The sequence below is a fragment of the Desulfoglaeba alkanexedens ALDC genome, from assembly GCF_005377625.1.
Taxonomy (GTDB): Bacteria; Desulfobacterota; Syntrophobacteria; order Syntrophobacterales; family DSM-9756; genus Desulfoglaeba; species Desulfoglaeba alkanexedens.
This window is the reverse complement of sequence record NZ_CP040098.1, coordinates 1,735,262-1,750,787: the sequence shown is the minus strand read 5'-3', so window position 1 is coordinate 1,750,787 and position 15,526 is coordinate 1,735,262. Positions and strand designations below refer to the sequence as shown.

Below are 15,526 nucleotides of genomic sequence, written 5' to 3'. Positions count from 1 at the left end.
TGGTCAATTTTCGGTTATCACTCGCCCCTTTTCCTGGTCAATTTTAGGTTATCAAAACCAGGTATGAAAGCGCCCCCGGCCGGAGCGGGAACCTCGAAGTGGACATCAATTTCATGTTCCGTGTCCCGTTATGGCCGGTGGTGACCAGCGACTCTCATTCCGTCGGGACTTGGCGGGCCATAGGGATTCCCGTGCTGGATCGCCATGAACTGGCGGCCGGGAAGCTTGCGGCGTTGTTGTCGCGCAGGCAGGTGCGGGACCTGTTCGACAGCCATCGGATTCTCCGAATGAAAAACCTCGATTCCCACCGCCTTCGTATCGGATTCATGGTCTACGGCGCGATGAACAGGAAGGATTGGAGGACGGTCTCCTCGGACGATGTGGACTTCGACGCCATGGATTTGGCCAGGCGGTTGGTCCCTACGCTGCGCGTCAATGCGGCCGAGGTCCAAGCGGAGCCGGCCGAATACGGAGAGCGTCTTGTAAGGGAATGCCGTGAAGGTCTATCCGCCGTGCTGCCTTTCACGGACCCCGAGCGGGCGTTCTTGGATTTACTGCTGGACCGAGGGGTGATCGACCCCACGCTTTTGACCGCCGACGAATCTCTTCAGCGACGCATACAATCCCAGCCGCTTCTCGAATGGAAGGCGCTTAACGTGCGGCGTCATAAGGGATTGCCCTGAATCCCGACATATGCACCCTGGCGTTGTTCGAAATATCCAAGCGGGTGCCCGGATGCAACCGGGCTGTTAAACAAGGCGACTCGAAAAACGGAGAACGGGAGAATTCGGAAAGGACATTTTCGGAGAGCGCGCGCAACCCCCAGGGTTGCACCCGAACCCCAGGCGCTGGGTTTCGAAATGGAGAATCAGGGCAAATGTGCGGGCGGGCGTAAGTCGGCGAAGACAGGGCATAAACGACAAGACCCCGTGGGGATCAACCCACGGGGTCTTGCGTTAAATAAGAACCGCTGAAATCAGCGGATTGAATTTTGGCTCCCCATGTGCAACCCTCTTCATAACCATTCTCCATTAGCCTTCAGGTCCCTAAATTTTTCTAATATCACGAATTATCAAAGAGCGGGCCGTTCCCGGCGGACCGGAAGCGGCGTCAATCTCATTTTCCCAACTACTCTACCCAATGGGTATGTTGCAAGTCGAGTCGTGAGTTTGTCGCAAGTTCCTCAATCCTCAATCATTTGGACCCCGGTGGGCGGTGGCGTCTTCGTCGACCCAGTCCTCCTCGGTGTAGGACATGCCTTTGCGCCCCGGAACCTTGCGCACGGGCCCGGGCCGGTAAAAGGGGCAGCTTTTCGGGCCGTAGCAGAAGGTTTCGAACCGGTACTGCTTTTTTGACGGATTCCACTGGTCGATGATCATTTCCACCGGCATCCGGCAGCCCCAGATACAGGTCGTGCACTTGGCATCATAAGTCCGGGTGTTCAGACGGCGATGCCCACGGCTGCGGTAGGTTGCCAGGTTCGGAGGCACTCCAAGGAAAGGCGGCCCGGCAGGAGTTTCACCCTCGGCATTCCTGACGACCTTGAGCCCGCTCGTCTTGTAGAGCGCCGCCGTCTCCTTGCGGGGGTCTTCGACCGGCACGGAGTAACCGCTCAGTTCCATGCCTGTCTGAAACCGGTGCTTTTCGTGCGCAGCTTCACCGACCGCAATCAGAAATTCGCCGGCATCCCTGCCGCAAATCCCGTTAATATGAAGCACGTACCCCAGGTAACTGTGGGACCGCTCATCGAAAGACCGCGTGAGCCGGATGCGGGGCTGGACGGCCACGACACGGCCTGACCATGCTGCTTTTTTCGAGCTTTCCCTTGGGCCAGTCATCAGTCTTCTCCTGCCTCAGCTTCTCATGTCTTATCTCTGCTCAAGACTATCTGCATGCTTTTACCCAGCCTCTGGTATCTACTCGAACTGAACGCGTCCTGTCAGGCCGAGGTCTTCAAATATCTGCTTCAAATCGGCTTCGAATGTTCTTTCGAGTTGCCGGTCGATGGTTACTGAAAAATCAATACCGATTTTAAGGTCTGTGCCACTCCGCAGCTTTGGCAGGATTTTAGTCCCAAGCCGGTTCCATATCTCGGGTGGAACATCTCCATGAATCCGAAATGCCTTTGTGCCAAGGTCTGGTGCAGGTTCCCTGCCTGCCGGCAGGCACGGCGGCTCTGATCCCGGTCCGGGCTCGGGCGGCGGCAATAACTCCGGCGTCGAAACCGGTTCTTCACTGCCAGGCGGAACCGGTTCTGGTGGGGCCTTAAATCCAATCGCTTTGGCCTTCAGAAGAAGGAAGACACCGGATTCAAAGGTGACATCCGCTGGATCAGTAGTCTCTCTGAAGAGCACGCGTTGATAGTTGCCATCAGGTTTCACGCCCGAGGCTAACCCAAAGTCACCCCTTGAAACGAACTCGACGATTTTGCTTCTGAGGATCGTGTCCGGATCAAGAAGACGTGTTAATGATCCATTCAGGAAGCTTTGTCTGAGGCTTGAAAGCGGCCAGGCACCTGATTCCCGTAGCGCAGGGGGCCAGTTCCGCTCGATGTAGCCGGCCCCTACGGATTCATTGAGCAGGGCTTGAGATTTCAGCGCGGTGATTATGCGCCCGCAAAGTGTTTCACTGCCACTTGAATGCCCGGCCCCCAAGTCGATGGTCTTAAGACCATCCGGCTCCTGCTGGTCAGCGATGACCACAAATCGATATCCTCCCCAGACCTCGTCTTTGGCGGCATCTTCAGCATCGGATACCTTGGCATGAAGTTCCGCCCGATCAGCACGGTCGAAGTCCCCGCCGAGCGTTCCCTCTGCGATCTCCTTGGCCACCCGCTTCCAGGCGAGCCACAACTCCACCTTTTCCCTGAAGTCGCGCCCAGGCTTTCTTATGCACCACACAAGCGATCCGGGGTAAAGCCTCGGCGACTTTCCTCGCTGTCTTGTCCATTCCGCTATCTGCAATCGCAGCGGGCCGCTGCCCGTCCATTCTGATTCCGGCTCGACCACAACGAGTGTGAGTTTCGGTGTGTCCTGTACGGAGGCCCCATCTGCCGGGAAGGGCACAATCGGAAGGCTGGCCCCTCGGTCAAACTCTTTTTGGATAATTATCCGCATGGCCGGCCTGATTTCGGTGTCTTCGTCCAGCGATGCCCGCCGGTCGCTCACCACCTTCTTCATGGTCGCCTGGTGGCTGATCTTGAAACCGTCCGAACCGACCCGCCGGATAAAGTACGACTTGTCTTCGAGAGAAAAGGCCGCTGTGTCCACGGATGTGGTGTCGACCTCGGGCTCCCCAAGGGCGAATCTCAGCTCCGGCAGGTGTGCCACCTTGTCAATCTGTCCGCCTGAGGATTCAAACAGAATGGTTGTCGCTACGCGTCGGTGAATGTTCTGTAATGCGCCCTTTGTATCCACATCCAGCGACCTGGCGTGAGACTGTGCTCCGGAAATGTCAGAATCGATGGCCGCCACAAGCCGGGATTCGCCAAGCTGTCCGAGCACAACACTTCGAAACTCCGGGACTTCCAAAGGCGCTGACCCAAGGGTGATCAGCGGCTCTCGCCGGGCTTCAGTGAAGCCTGTGCGATATGCCCAGGAGATCCATTGCGCGAGCATGGCAAGGGTCCCGCGGGTCTGCTGATACTGCGAAAGGGCCTGCCATTTGCGCTGGAACACAGAAAGGGTAGCCGGATGGAATGGGTAGCAAACCTCAAAACGACCGCGCAGATACTCTCTTGCCTTGGACTCTGTTGCGGCGCTGTCCACTGCCGTCCATTCCGGCGGGAGTTGGGCGCGACGTTCAAAGCACCAATCCGCATATGTCTTGCAGACGGCTTTTCGAACCCGTTCGCTGCCGATGTCCTCAAACAGTCGGCGGCGCACCACTTCGCTGATCTCGGTTTCATCGTTCGCGATGAGGTCTTTGGCCACCCGGCGGACGACCTTCGTGATCTTGTCCTGCCACTGCATATCCCAGTCGGTCATCTCGACCTGGCTGCGCGGCAGGCTGATGACCGCCGCGCCCTGTGTGGTGCCGGTGGTGGCCACGGTCAGGTTCTGAATGAAGGCATGGAACTGCTCCGCCATACCCCGATGGCGGTTTAGAAAGTTCAATACCTCGTCAAAAAGCAGAAGTACCGGTCCGCCCGCCGCTTGAAAAACACGGGCAAGGGCCTCGGTCCCCGGCGGTGTTGTCTTCGCCGCAGGGCCGAGTTCCCTGACCCCTTCGTTCCCGGCAAGCTGCCATGCCACATCGATCCAGGGCGTTTCCCGACCCTCCCGGGGGTCCCAGGCATTGCCCACAAACGCCGCGACACGCGCCGCCGGCACGGTTTTGATGCCAGCTTCCGAAAGCAGTTCTCCGACACCTGAGTATTCCGCCGCTTTTTCCCCATTGGTTGCCAAGTGATAAAGCGCCGCGAGTGTATGGGTTTTACCACCGCCAAATTGCGTAATCAGGGTCATGACCGGTGCGGTATTCACCGTCTCGCCGGAGAGCCGACGCAGCACCATGCCAGCGTGTTCACGAAGCGCCCGGGTAAAACATGTGCGGCTGAAAAACTTGGCCGGTTCCCGGTAATCTTCCGGGGCAGTCTTGGCGATGACCTGCTCGAGGTGGATGGCGAATTCATCCGGGTTGAACGACCGGCCCTCGCGGACTTCCTTGCGCGGCGTAGCGATCTTGTACCACGGTTCCATAGTGAGCCCTCTCCTATGCCTGGTCGGCCTGTCTGAATTTGGCTCTCAATCCATCAATGAGTGCCTTCAGACAATGATGATTTTGGCCTGCCCGATACAGATCCATCGCCTCGGTCAATTCCGGGGCGAATTCAATCCCGCCGAGGTTGATTGGATGCCCAGCGCTTCGAATGGCTTGAACAAGAATGTTTTTATAGTAATCTCGTTTACATTTACGCTTTTCGACCTTCGGCATGGTTCCAACGACTTGGTAAAACGATTCCGGGTCTGCCAGATACCATCGTTCGACATGGGGGTCAGGACATGCGGTAACGAGACGCTCCCTGAACAATGCCTTGGTTGAGTCAATGATTTCGTCCCGCTTCTTGTTGAATGTAGCACAGTTGCCGTCGATGGCGACGACGATCACATCCGGCTGCTCATCGCTCATCAGGCCCTTTTCCAGTATCTTCTGGTAAACTTCATACTCGCGAATGGCGCGTCCGTGACCTCCTCGCGCTGATCGCGGCCGGACGGTGACGATAACATTTTCATCCCGAGCGATCCGATGGATAAGGGGCTTGAGGAACTCCTCGTGTGCGCGGTCTTCGACAAAAAGATCGACAATCAGAGATCTATTCATCGAGCACCCCCCGCAGCAAAAGGTTCTCGAACAGTCCGTCCTCGGTACCCGCTGTCAGCGCTTGCGCAATTTCCAAATCTCTGAACAGCGGCCCAGAGACATCGAAGGATCGAACCACGGTTGCATGCCCTCTGCGACGCACATTGAATAACCCGATCTGGGTTGGATATGATCGCGCTCTTCGCAATACTGCATCGCAGAAGAGCGGCGAATGCGTGGTGACAATTACCTGCCGGTTTCCATCCACGGCCAATGACAGCAAGAGATCGGCGATCAGCTCGAGCCGTCGGGGATGAACACCGTTTTCAGGTTCCTCGAATGTCAGCAGTGAACTGCCCCAGGGATTGACCGCGATGGCGCATAAGGCCAGCACCCTCAGGGTGCCTTCCGAGACAATTCGGGAGGAATAATCGATGCCGTCCTGACGAACCAGGATGTCGAGTGTGCCCCGACGTTTGTCCAGATCGACGTCCATCCTTTCTACATTAGGCACCAGTGATTTAAGTGTTCGAGATACCGCCTGGAAATGCTTGGGATAGTCTGCGCGAAGCCGGTAGAGATAAGGTGCGATCTCACCACCGAGCACACCTATATCCTGAACATCGGAGGGCGGCTGGGCCGCCCGCATGGCGACACGGGGATCCAAATAATATGTCCGCCATCCGGATAGTTCCTGCCGTGCCCGTTCGATGGCTCGGTATTCGACGCCTCCAAGCCTCTGGTCCGAAAGGATGGAGTGATTCAGTCCGACCGTTTCCTGACGTGGATGGGCCGGTTTACTTTTTCTGCGGATGTGGAGACTATCGGCCACCCGTTCGATGGATGGCCGTCCCTTGGGTTCGCCCCTGGCGCCAAGCTGCGCCAGATATTCGTCCTTCACGCTTAAGCCGCCCGAATCGGGTTCTATGGCAACCTCCACACGGTAGCGGTAGGAGCTGCTCCCGACCGTCAGATCTGCTTCGAGAGAAAACTTCGGGCTTTTTGAATTCAGCAGGTCCTGCAAGCCTCCCGGGGGAAAGGAGAAAAATTCGATGGGATATCCGCGAATGGGTTCCGACATCGCATCCGAAAGTGTTCTCAGCGTTCCAATGCGCGAAAGCGCCTGGACAGCATCAAGGAAGTTGCTTTTGCCGGCCGCATTCGGCCCGAATAATACCGTAAAGTGCGGCAGTTCGATGGTCATATCCGCAAGGGACTTGAAATTCGTAACATGCAATCGTTTCAGCATGACTTTCTCCTTATCGCGGCGCCGCCAACAGCATGGCATCCAGCAGGCGCTTTTCCTCGCTCCCTGACGGATAGAGCGCCGACAGGGCATTGGCCAGGCGCAGGAAGTCCGGACCGCGATCCTGTTCGGCCTTGATGAGCATCCGTAAGGCATTGGCCTGCCCGCCGGCCTGAAGCAGCATGGCTGCATGCACCCGGTCGAGGGTGGTGGCAGACGCATCCATTTCAGCGGGATCATCAATGCTGATTTGCCGACCCCGTCCCCGACTCCGTATTTTTTGCTTGTTATCGGCTGCCGATTCCTCGAAGCCGGGAAGCATCATTTGACCTGTTGGCGAAGGTGCAAGAAGCTCTTCAACCGCAGACTCCATGCCTGCGGAGCCAAAAAGCTGCCTTGCCCGTTCTGAAACCGCCATGAGTCGGACCACGCCTTTCTTCGTCTCGATCACACGGCCCTCCCATTTTGGAAGATCAATGCCCAAAGGCTGCGCAAAACGGCGAACCACGTCGAAGACCAGGCTGTAGCCTTTGGTTTTGCCCCTCGGAGAATCTTCGTCGTCGTCTATATCATCAGTCTCATCTTCTGCTTCATCACTTTTACCTTTTTCCTTTTTACTTTTCCCTTCATCATTCCCATTGGTGGCTTGGATCGTCCAGAGGAAAAGAGCCGTCAAACGTGCATCCTCTTCCAGGACTCCTGCCATGCCGTTTCGAGCCCGGGCCTCTGCTGTCCCGAGAATTTGTTCGAGGGCCGTGCGTCCTACGACCTCCCAGACCTTTTTCAGGTACTCGGTGAGCTTGACCTCGCTGCCGTCGGCAGTCTCAACCTTTCGGTATCGGCTGAATATCTCCAGTGCCGGCCCGATGCAGGCAAAAACCAAGTCAGCCCCGCGTATGTTTTCACCCTGGAGACGTTCCATCCAGTCGCCGACACGATTGGGAAGCTCGCGGAGGACTTCGCCCCAGTCGCCTACCGGCGCATCGTCGGGGCGCGGGCGGCAGACGAGGTGGACGCTGGTTTCAAGCGCCGCGTAGCCCTGGCCGCGCATTCGTTGTCTGCGTTCGGTGGCGATGGGCCACGAGCCGGTCGTGCGCCAACCCGCCTGCACCAGCGCCGAGACGAGCGCCTCCCAGCGGTCGGTGTCCTTGTGGGCGAAGACCACGGAAGCCACACCGTCCTCGCGGATGACCCGCTTCATCTGGGCAAAAGCCTCATACATGTGACTCTCGTACCACTGGCGGTCATGCACGCCGCCGTCCTTGACGGCGCGGTTTTCGGTCAGTTCGCGGGCCTTCTCGGTCTCTGGGGCCGTGAAAGCCTGCGGCAGGCGGTTTCGAAGCCCAAGGCGGAGCCAGCCGTAAAAGAAATCGGAGAGGTGCGCGTAGGGAATCTGGTTGGCGTAGGGCGGATCAGTGAAGACCACGTCCACCGATTCCTCCGGCAGGACCGCATCCAGCACGTTCGCCAGGAGCGGCGAAGAGGGCTGGTAGCGGATGGCGGAAAGGTTTCGCAGGGCGCTCTGGACGCTACGGATGGAGTAGCCCAGCCCCTCGCAGTTCGGGCTCAAGGGATTGCCTTCCACAAAGTCGGCGCGCATGGGGACGCCGGAACCCTGTATGAAAATGGACTTTACACCTTCCGAGAGCCAGACGCAGAGCGAGGTGTGGTACTGCCCGTTGTCCGAGTAGGCCGCGTAGAGGCAGGCGGCGAGGGCGTCGAGCAGGTCTTTGTCCTTGGTCTTCTTGGCCGCTTCCTTGAGCGCGTCCTCGATGACCTCATGCAACACCCAGCGCGAGAACCGCTGGCGCGGGGCGAGGACGTCGGCCCAGTTGGTGATGCCGTATGGACGAGGGCGGAAACCCGTGTCGCCCTCCGGCGGAGCCGGTGGCATTTCGATCTTGATGGACTTAGACTTTGTGGCCGCCTTGAAGAAGGCCTCCATGTCGTGACGATTCGGTGCCTCGTAATCCTTCCCATGTCCACTTGTATTTCCCCGAACCACCGCCAGTAGAACCGCGTCATCCGCTCCACCGCGTTTATCGCGCAGTTGCGCCTGAACGCGCTCGCGTGGCGTGACCATGTGACACTTCGGGCAGGTGGCGTTGTTCCCGGCGACCGTGCCGCGCTCGACTTCCTTGTCGCTGGAAGGCATGAAAACCTCGACGCGCGGCTCAAGTGAGCCCTTCTGATAAACGATACGAAGGGCCTTCTTCCGGCCCTTTGATGTTGAGAGCACCAGATTGCGGACGAGCGGAATCCGCGCCCCGCACCCGGCGGCCTCGCACTGCACGGTCCGCGCCCAGAGATAGGCGAGCGGCTTCCGCCTTTGCGCGTCCGCCGGATAGTATTCGACAAGGCGTTTCTCAGCTTCCTTGAGCGTCCATTCGGCCCATTCCTCGAAGAGGTCGGCGAGTTCCTGCCCCTTGCGGCCGCACCATTCGAGAGCGATCTTGAGGAGGAGCCACGCGACCGGGTTCACGTCCGAGGCGGTCACCTCGCAACCGAGACGCTGGGCTTCCAGCGGGATGGAGCCGCCGCCGGAGAACGGGTCCAAGACATGCGGAACCGAACCGTGTGCGGCCTTTACCAGTTCGCGAGCCGTAGAAACGTAGCCCGCCACGCGCACGATATCCCAGTTGGCGATGTCGGCCACGAAGGCCAGAAGCGCTTTCTGAATGTCGGCGTCCTTCGGGCCGACCTTCCTGTGCTGCTGGAGCGCCTTGCGCGCCGCTGCCTTGAATTCCGTCGGACAAAGCGGGTCGCACGGGTCGGGAAGAAGCAGCGTCAGGAGGAGCGACCGGCAGGAGGCCAGCGGTCGCCGCGCCCACCACGAGTGGAGAAGCGAGAGGTGGCCGCTGGCCACGCGGGTCTTGCGATTGTTCTCCTCGACGCAGGCGTCGTTGACGGCCGACAAGGCGAAGTCCACCTCCGCCAGGCGCTTGCATTCCTTGGGGATCATCCGTTTTGTCCTCGATTATGAACCGCACATCGATGTTTCATCCCTTACTCCCTTTCCTGACACTGTGCTTTCGCATATTCTTTATGCTTCTTGGTTTGCCCTTCTCCAGTTTCTTGACCTCCCGGACCGCTTCTATAAAATGCCGCTCCACGGGAGAGGGCGCGTCCAGCATCTGTTTCCGGAACCTTTCGTATTCGTTGCGTGCTTTTTCGATGGCCGCCTCATGGCTGATTTTGCCGGCATGTTTTTGAACTATCCGGAATTTCCGGATAGTTGCCTCTGGTGAAAGCTCCCCCTCCTCGTAAATGTTCCGGATATGCTCGTTGATGGTTCGGACATCTTTCTGAAACAGATCGGCCATGAGCTTTTGCGTCAGCCAGACCGTTTCATTCTCCATCCGCACCTGGATGCGCGTGCGGCCGTCCTCTGTTTGATATAGAAGAAGATCGGAACGGGGTGCTTTGTCAGGAAGTTTTGTCATGGGATACAATTCTTTGTTATTGCCCAATTCATTACCCAAAACATTCGATATTACCCTCTTTATTACCCTCTTTTAAGGATATTACCTCTTTTCCCTTTTGCGCCACAGAGCCCCGGGGCCTCGCCCGAGACATTCGACATCACCTCTGGCCTGAAGATCCCGAAGGACCCTGCGAACCATATCCCGGCTTACACCCGGACAGGCTCTCTCCAAATCGCTTACCGAAAATTCCGAAGAAAAATCCCTCACGGCCTTTTCGATCAATCCCGTTTTAGCGCCTCGTGGAGACTTGATCCGGCCCATACGGTCTTCAAATTCCTTGTAAGCCATTTTCAAAATCGACAAGAGATAATTGATGTATGGCCACGGGTCGTGCTTGCCCTCATGCCAGCCCTGGGAGCTTTGCTGAAGGGTTTCGTAGTAACGTTCCTTGTGCTGTTCAATAAGGCGCTCCAGGCTGATATATCGCCCGACCTCGATACCGAGATGGTAACATTGAAGGAGCATCAGAAGCCGGGACACCCGGCCGTTGCCGTCACGAAACGGATGGATGCACAGAAAATCCAGGTTGAAGGCGGCTAAAAGGACAAGAGGCGGGACTTTTCGATCCTTGACGGCATCGTCGTACAACTCGACAAGATCCCGCATGCAGATCGGCGTGTCCTTAGCCGGAACCGTCTTGAAGCGGACCCGCGACCTGCCATCCGGAAACTTTTCGATGATGTCGCCATCTTTTTCCTTGTATTTTCCCGCATCCCAGATCTCCCCGCGTGTCATACGGTGGAGTTGTAAAATGGTTTCTTCCGATATCGGAATTTTCTCGCCCTGCTCATGAATCCATGTCAGGGCCTGCCGGTACCCCCGGACTTCCTCCTCGTCACGGTCCCGCAGCAGAGGCCGGCCGAAAACGATGGTGGCGATTCGGGATTGATCGACTTCCACGCCCTCGATCCGGTTTGATGAAACAGCGCTTTCAATGAGTGCGTGCTCCCGGAGAACCTTGAGACGCTGCGGCGATTGGCGGGTGAACAATTCCTGTTTTCCACGCGCCTCGCCGAGATCGGCGAGGTACCAGGAAGTGGCGGCCGGAACGGATTCGAACTCGTGGGAAAAAAGCCGCAGGGTTATCATGGCTTTTCCCTTCCATATGGCGCACGATCCTCCCTGACCATCATCGGTCTCGTCATGGCGTTTACTTCGAGCCAGTAGTGGGCGACCTTGGTCACTTCCTGCCAGGGGAATCTGGCTGGGTCTTTGATCGGCTCCTGCAGGATCGGATGGGTGGCGCAATTGGTAACAACATAGAGCCAGTAGCAATCCCGGCGGTCCTCGGCCACGCGCCTTTCGTTTGGTGTGAGGAGGATTGTGCCTGTCGCCGCGGATAGACCCTTGACTTCAATGAGCCGCAACTCGCCGGAGTTTAGGTCCAAGCTGGTAACGTCGTAACCCAGGTTCTTTTCGTGAACGTCGTAAACTTGGCGGCCCTGGGCTTGCTCATGTTCCATCACCACTTGCATGGCGGTGGCCTCGGTCTCCAGGTTCGGTCGCATGCGGCGCACATCCGGCGCCTCCCGCTCGGGATGAGGAAGGACAAGGACGCTCGCTATTCGTTCCACTGCCTGCAGGGACAGCGACCGCTGACGTTCCAGCTCCTGCCTGCGCCGTTCTCGGCGGGCCAAGAGTTCAGCGTGTCGGTTTTCGGCCTGAGCCAAACGGCCATCTGCGCCGGCAATGCCCTTTTCCTTATCTTCATTGGCTTTTCCGATTTCTTCATCCGCACGCTGCAGCAGCTCGGTCAAGGACAGCTCGACATGTTCGACAATGCGTTGCACCTCTGCCAAACGCTCTTCCCGTGTTTCCTCGAGAAACGGCTGAAGTGCGCTCTTATGCAGCCACTCTGATGGCTCGGGCTCCGCGGCAATAGCGGGTATCTGCTCTGGAGGCTCCGCAGGCGAAAAGTTCCCCAGCATGTTAGGTTCGCGAAGCCTTGGCTCACCGTCGCCGATAAGTTCCACCGCAAAAAGACGCTCATGAACGATATGGCCGAGTCCGTCTACTACACGGGCACGATAGAAGTCGATACGTGAAGGCTTCTCGTGTTGCAGGGAATAAAAACATGCCCCTTTTCCGAACGCTTCGGCCGCTTTGTTATAGGCATGCCTGCGGAGGGCCTCGAAGAGGGGATGACCGGGGGTGATCCATTCAAGGTTGTGGGTTTCAGCGACTTCACGGTCGGTGGAGCAACGTGGATACCTCGACGCCAGGCTGGGAAGTTTCCAGTCCGGTTCACGTTCGTGCCGTTGAAGTGCCGGCGGTGTCCGGGCAGGCTCGAAGGTATGAAGCAAACCCTCTATGATTTTTAACTTAAGCGGAACGTATTCGGACGCCTCGCGAATAAAACGAGCGATGGTTTCCGGGACCACGCGGCGTTCCTGTGCCCGGGCCCGACGCTCGATCAGCATCTCCAAGTTGAGCTTCTTGGCCGCCAGACCTTCGAGCGCGTTTTGGCATATTGCCCGGAAACGCCCTTCGTCAACGTTCTCAAGGAGACGTTCTTCGAGGTCGGCATCGCCGAGTTTACCTGAGTAGTAGTCCCGAAGTACGCGCTCCATATGCGCGGCGGGGAGAACTTCTCCGACAACGTTGAAGACTGCGTCGTCGTCCAGCGCATCACGAATTTCCTGGAGCTTCTCCAAGAGTCGCTGAAGAACCCGCCCCTCAATGGTGTTTGTAGCCACGAAATTGAAGATGAGACAGTCCTTCCGCTGACCATAACGATGGATGCGTCCCATGCGTTGCTCAAGGCGATTCGGGTTCCATGGGATGTCGTAATTGAAAAGAATATTGCAGACCTGCAGGTTGATGCCTTCTCCTGCCGCCTCGGTTGCAACGAGCACCTGGATTGCGCCTTCACGAAATTGCTGCTCCGAGTAAAGACGCGTACCCGACTCATCGCGGGAGCCCGGCTTCATACCGCCATGGATGCAGCCGACCTTGAAGCCCCATGTCTTGAGTTTTCCGACAAGATAGTCGAGGGTATCCTTGAACTCGGTAAAGAGCAGCAAACGCTGTTCAGGATGATCAAAGAAGCCTTCCTGATGAAGCAGGTCTTTGAGCTTTGACAGTTTTGCTTCCGCATCGGAATCTTCAACGGCCTGGGCCTGTTTGGCAAGCCCGCGAAGTTCCGCGATCTCCTCGCGGATTTGTTCGGCGTTTCCTGCGAGCGTGATGGCTTCAAGCATCTCTTCTAGCCGCTCGCGCTCGTTTTCCTCCATTTCCTCGATCTCATCCGGATCGGGAAGGTCGGGTGGAGCCTGTCGGGCCAGTTCCTGGGCCTTCTTGATACCTTCTTCCAATCTGCGCGCCCGGTTTTCCAGGCTATGCCGCATGGCGTAGGTGCTGGAGGCCAGCCTGCGCTGATAGAGGGACATCAAGAAACCGACCGCGCGGGCGCGGGGGTCGTCGCCCTGGGCGGCGGCTTTCGCACTCTGGCGCTTAACGAAACGGGTAATCTCTCGGTAAAGATCGAACTCCGGACCATCGATCTGAAAGTCGACCGTGTGCGGAATGCGCTTTGTGAAAATCTTCTCTGCTGCCCAGGTTCCGTCCGTCCGCCGTTCGGGAAAATAGACCATCGCCTCCTTCGTGCGGCGAAGATAGAACGGTGCGCGGCGACGTTCCATGGCCTCGTGGATGGAGCGGACATCAGCATAGGCATCCGCATCGAGTAATTGCAGGAATAGTGAAAAATTGGCCGGATCACCCTTGTGCGGTGTTGCTGTCAGCAAAAGAATGTTGTCCGATGTGTCCCGTAGGAGTTCTCCGAGGGCGTAGCGCGCCGTCTTGCGGGCAGGGGGAGTCCAGGACATGCGGTGGGCTTCGTCTACGATAATGAGATCCCAGTGGACCTGTCTCAATCCCGGCAGGATTTCTGTCCGCTTGGCAAGGTCAAGCGACGTGATGACTTTTTTCTGTTCCAGCCATTGGTTGACACCGAACTGGTCACGAATGTCCCAGCCTTTCAGGACGAGGAATTTCTCATCGAACTTTTCCTTCAGTTCCCGCTGCCACTGGAACGACAGGTTGGCAGGACAGACGATCAGAATCCGCTTGGCAAGCCCGCGCAGTTGGAGTTCACGTATGAGGAGGCCGGCCATGATTGTTTTTCCGGCTCCGGCGTCGTCGGCAAGCAGGAAACGGACACGCGCCAGTTTCAGAAGATAGTCGTAGATGGCCTCGAGCTGATGAGGTAGCGGGTCGACCCTTGAAATCGAAAGGCCGAAATAGGGATCGAATTCCCAGGCGATGCCGAGCGAATATGCTTGAAGACCCAAACGAAGGAGATGGCCATCGCCATCGAAAGTGAAACCGGAGTCAAGGATGGTTAGCCCTTTAATGTCCTGATTTGTAAGCGTAACCTTTCTGAAACGTTCGGTGTGCGTGCCAACAAGACCGACAGTCCAAGTCCCGTCATTGCTGGTGCGCGCCGTCTCTACCCGCATCGGTTCGTTAAAGAGCGAGCCGGTTAAAATACACCCTTCATGTATTGAATCGCTTGAAGCTGTCATCTCTTCTCAGCCTTCCCGCTATCGTCAATACGGCTATTATCTGCTCCGCCTGTCTTCACCCACTCATCCACTTCTTCCTTGCGGAATTTCCATAGGCGGCCCATCCGGTGCGAGGGCATCTGCTTTTCAGAAATCCATTTGTAGACCGTATCCCGCTTGATCCCGAGATAGGCCGCTATCTCATCTACGGAGAGCCATCGATCTTCCATCACTGACTCCAGTGGATTCATTTCTCGTCCCACGTCTGAATGCCTACACCTTGTCGATTGTCGGATCGGCAGCTGCCGGATGAACTTCATCGGATTTCATCCAGCGTAACCGGAACACACTGAATTATATCATACAAAAGTCGGCGTGCCTGTCAACTGGTTTTTCCGAGTTTCTCCGGATTTGACCGAACGGAGGCTACCGGGGCCACCGAGACTCGCCGAGAGGCGTGAACCTCCTCGACATTGGGTTTTCACCCACGTAAAGCCAAGCCGGAAGAACCGCTCCATTTACCAGGATCGGTACCAGAACGCGGCGGTAGAGGCAGGGACCGCCGGGGTAGAATCCCTCCAGCCGGTCGATGGTCGGGAGGCGGGTCTCGGGGTCGTCGAAGGTGAGGGGTTCCCCGTACACGTCGCCCCAGGGCGCGCCTGTGCCCTTCTTCGGGGGCCGGTCGGGGGTTGGCTCGGGATTGGACACGCGGGCCGTCACGTGCGCTTGTGTGGCCACGTCGGCGCGCGGGTTGGTGGTACCGACGGCGAGGATGTCCTCTTCCGGGACCTGCAGGACCGGGATTCCGGAGGATGTCTCGAAGAGGCGGCCGCGGACCACGGCGTCCTCCACCGCCAGGACTCCCCGGCAGAAGCGGTCGTGGTTCCAGAAACCGGGCTTCAGGGTGCCGTAGACGAAGAGTCTCAGCATTCCGTTTGTGTTCGGCTTCAAGGGTTCTGTTGGGTTCATTGCCTGGTTCATGGGGTTCA

Annotated in this window: 10 protein-coding genes and 1 pseudogene; 1 reads left to right on the top strand and 10 read right to left on the bottom strand. The window is 57.6% G+C overall.

Translation table 11 applies throughout. The features are described from left to right. Nucleotides 1–50: 50 nt before the first annotated feature. On the top strand, nt 51–683 hold the full coding sequence (locus tag FDQ92_RS07920) for a nucleotidyl transferase AbiEii/AbiGii toxin family protein (RefSeq protein ID WP_137424069.1): 633 nt from the start codon (nt 51–53) through the stop codon (nt 681–683). Between the two features lie 507 nt (nt 684–1,190). Here the strand turns inward: FDQ92_RS07920 and FDQ92_RS07915 are convergent. The 10 genes and pseudogenes from FDQ92_RS07915 to FDQ92_RS07870 form a co-directional block, all read right to left on the bottom strand. Further along, nucleotides 1,191–1,838, bottom strand: a complete 648-nt coding sequence (locus FDQ92_RS07915) for a hypothetical protein (RefSeq protein ID WP_137424068.1) — start codon at nt 1,836–1,838, stop codon at nt 1,191–1,193. Between the two features lie 78 nt (nt 1,839–1,916). Beyond that, nucleotides 1,917–4,700 carry a DUF499 domain-containing protein gene (locus tag FDQ92_RS07910; RefSeq protein ID WP_137424067.1) on the bottom strand — a complete coding sequence of 928 codons (2,784 nt, stop codon included), beginning with the start codon at nt 4,698–4,700 and terminating at the stop codon, nt 1,917–1,919. A gap of 13 nt (nt 4,701–4,713) precedes the next feature. Further along, nucleotides 4,714–5,322, bottom strand: coding sequence for a DUF4276 family protein (locus FDQ92_RS07905; protein WP_137424066.1), 609 nt, complete (start codon nt 5,320–5,322; stop codon nt 4,714–4,716). Beyond that, nucleotides 5,315–6,550, bottom strand: a complete 1,236-nt coding sequence (locus FDQ92_RS07900; RefSeq protein WP_170180246.1) for an AAA family ATPase — start codon at nt 6,548–6,550, stop codon at nt 5,315–5,317. Before FDQ92_RS07900 ends, FDQ92_RS07905 begins: the two co-directional genes overlap by 8 nt. Nucleotides 6,551–6,560: 10 nt before the next feature. Next, on the bottom strand, nt 6,561–9,509 hold the full coding sequence (locus FDQ92_RS07895) for a DUF1156 domain-containing protein (RefSeq protein WP_137424064.1): 2,949 nt from the start codon (nt 9,507–9,509) through the stop codon (nt 6,561–6,563). A gap of 247 nt (nt 9,510–9,756) precedes the next feature. Beyond that, nucleotides 9,757–9,990: pseudogene (locus FDQ92_RS16220) on the bottom strand (virulence RhuM family protein); the annotation flags it as partial. A gap of 81 nt (nt 9,991–10,071) precedes the next feature. Continuing rightward, nucleotides 10,072–11,121, bottom strand: a complete 1,050-nt coding sequence (locus FDQ92_RS07885; RefSeq protein WP_137424063.1) for a Fic family protein — start codon at nt 11,119–11,121, stop codon at nt 10,072–10,074. After that, nucleotides 11,118–14,492 (bottom strand): helicase-related protein, encoded by a 3,375-nt coding sequence (locus tag FDQ92_RS07880; protein WP_211341208.1) that lies wholly within the window; start codon nt 14,490–14,492, stop codon nt 11,118–11,120. Before FDQ92_RS07880 ends, FDQ92_RS07885 begins: the two co-directional genes overlap by 4 nt. 62 nt (nt 14,493–14,554) lie before the next feature. Next, the gene (mads1, locus tag FDQ92_RS07875) at nt 14,555–14,767 is read right to left on the bottom strand and encodes a methylation-associated defense system helix-turn-helix domain-containing protein MAD1 (protein WP_137424061.1); all 213 of its coding nucleotides are present in this window, start codon (nt 14,765–14,767) and stop codon (nt 14,555–14,557) included. A gap of 196 nt (nt 14,768–14,963) precedes the next feature. Then, a complete protein-coding gene (locus tag FDQ92_RS07870; protein WP_246041622.1) occupies nt 14,964–15,467 on the bottom strand; it encodes a gamma-glutamylcyclotransferase family protein in 504 nt (167 codons plus the stop codon). Nucleotides 15,468–15,526: the final 59 nt, after the last annotated feature.

Coding starts and splice junctions, on each gene's coding strand:
- FDQ92_RS07915 (WP_137424068.1), bottom strand. CDS start 1,838: ATGACTGGCCCAAGGGAAAGCTCGAAAAAAGCAGCATGGTCAGGCCGT.
- FDQ92_RS07910 (WP_137424067.1), bottom strand. CDS start 4,700: ATGGAACCGTGGTACAAGATCGCTACGCCGCGCAAGGAAGTCCGCGAG.
- FDQ92_RS07905 (WP_137424066.1), bottom strand. CDS start 5,322: ATGAATAGATCTCTGATTGTCGATCTTTTTGTCGAAGACCGCGCACAC.
- FDQ92_RS07900 (WP_170180246.1), bottom strand. CDS start 6,550: ATGCTGAAACGATTGCATGTTACGAATTTCAAGTCCCTTGCGGATATG.
- FDQ92_RS07895 (WP_137424064.1), bottom strand. CDS start 9,509: ATGATCCCCAAGGAATGCAAGCGCCTGGCGGAGGTGGACTTCGCCTTG.
- FDQ92_RS07885 (WP_137424063.1), bottom strand. CDS start 11,121: ATGATAACCCTGCGGCTTTTTTCCCACGAGTTCGAATCCGTTCCGGCC.
- FDQ92_RS07880 (WP_211341208.1), bottom strand. CDS start 14,492: ATGCGGGTAGAGACGGCGCGCACCAGCAATGACGGGACTTGGACTGTC.
- mads1 (WP_137424061.1), bottom strand. CDS start 14,767: ATGGAAGATCGATGGCTCTCCGTAGATGAGATAGCGGCCTATCTCGGG.
- FDQ92_RS07870 (WP_246041622.1), bottom strand. CDS start 15,467: ATGCTGAGACTCTTCGTCTACGGCACCCTGAAGCCCGGTTTCTGGAAC.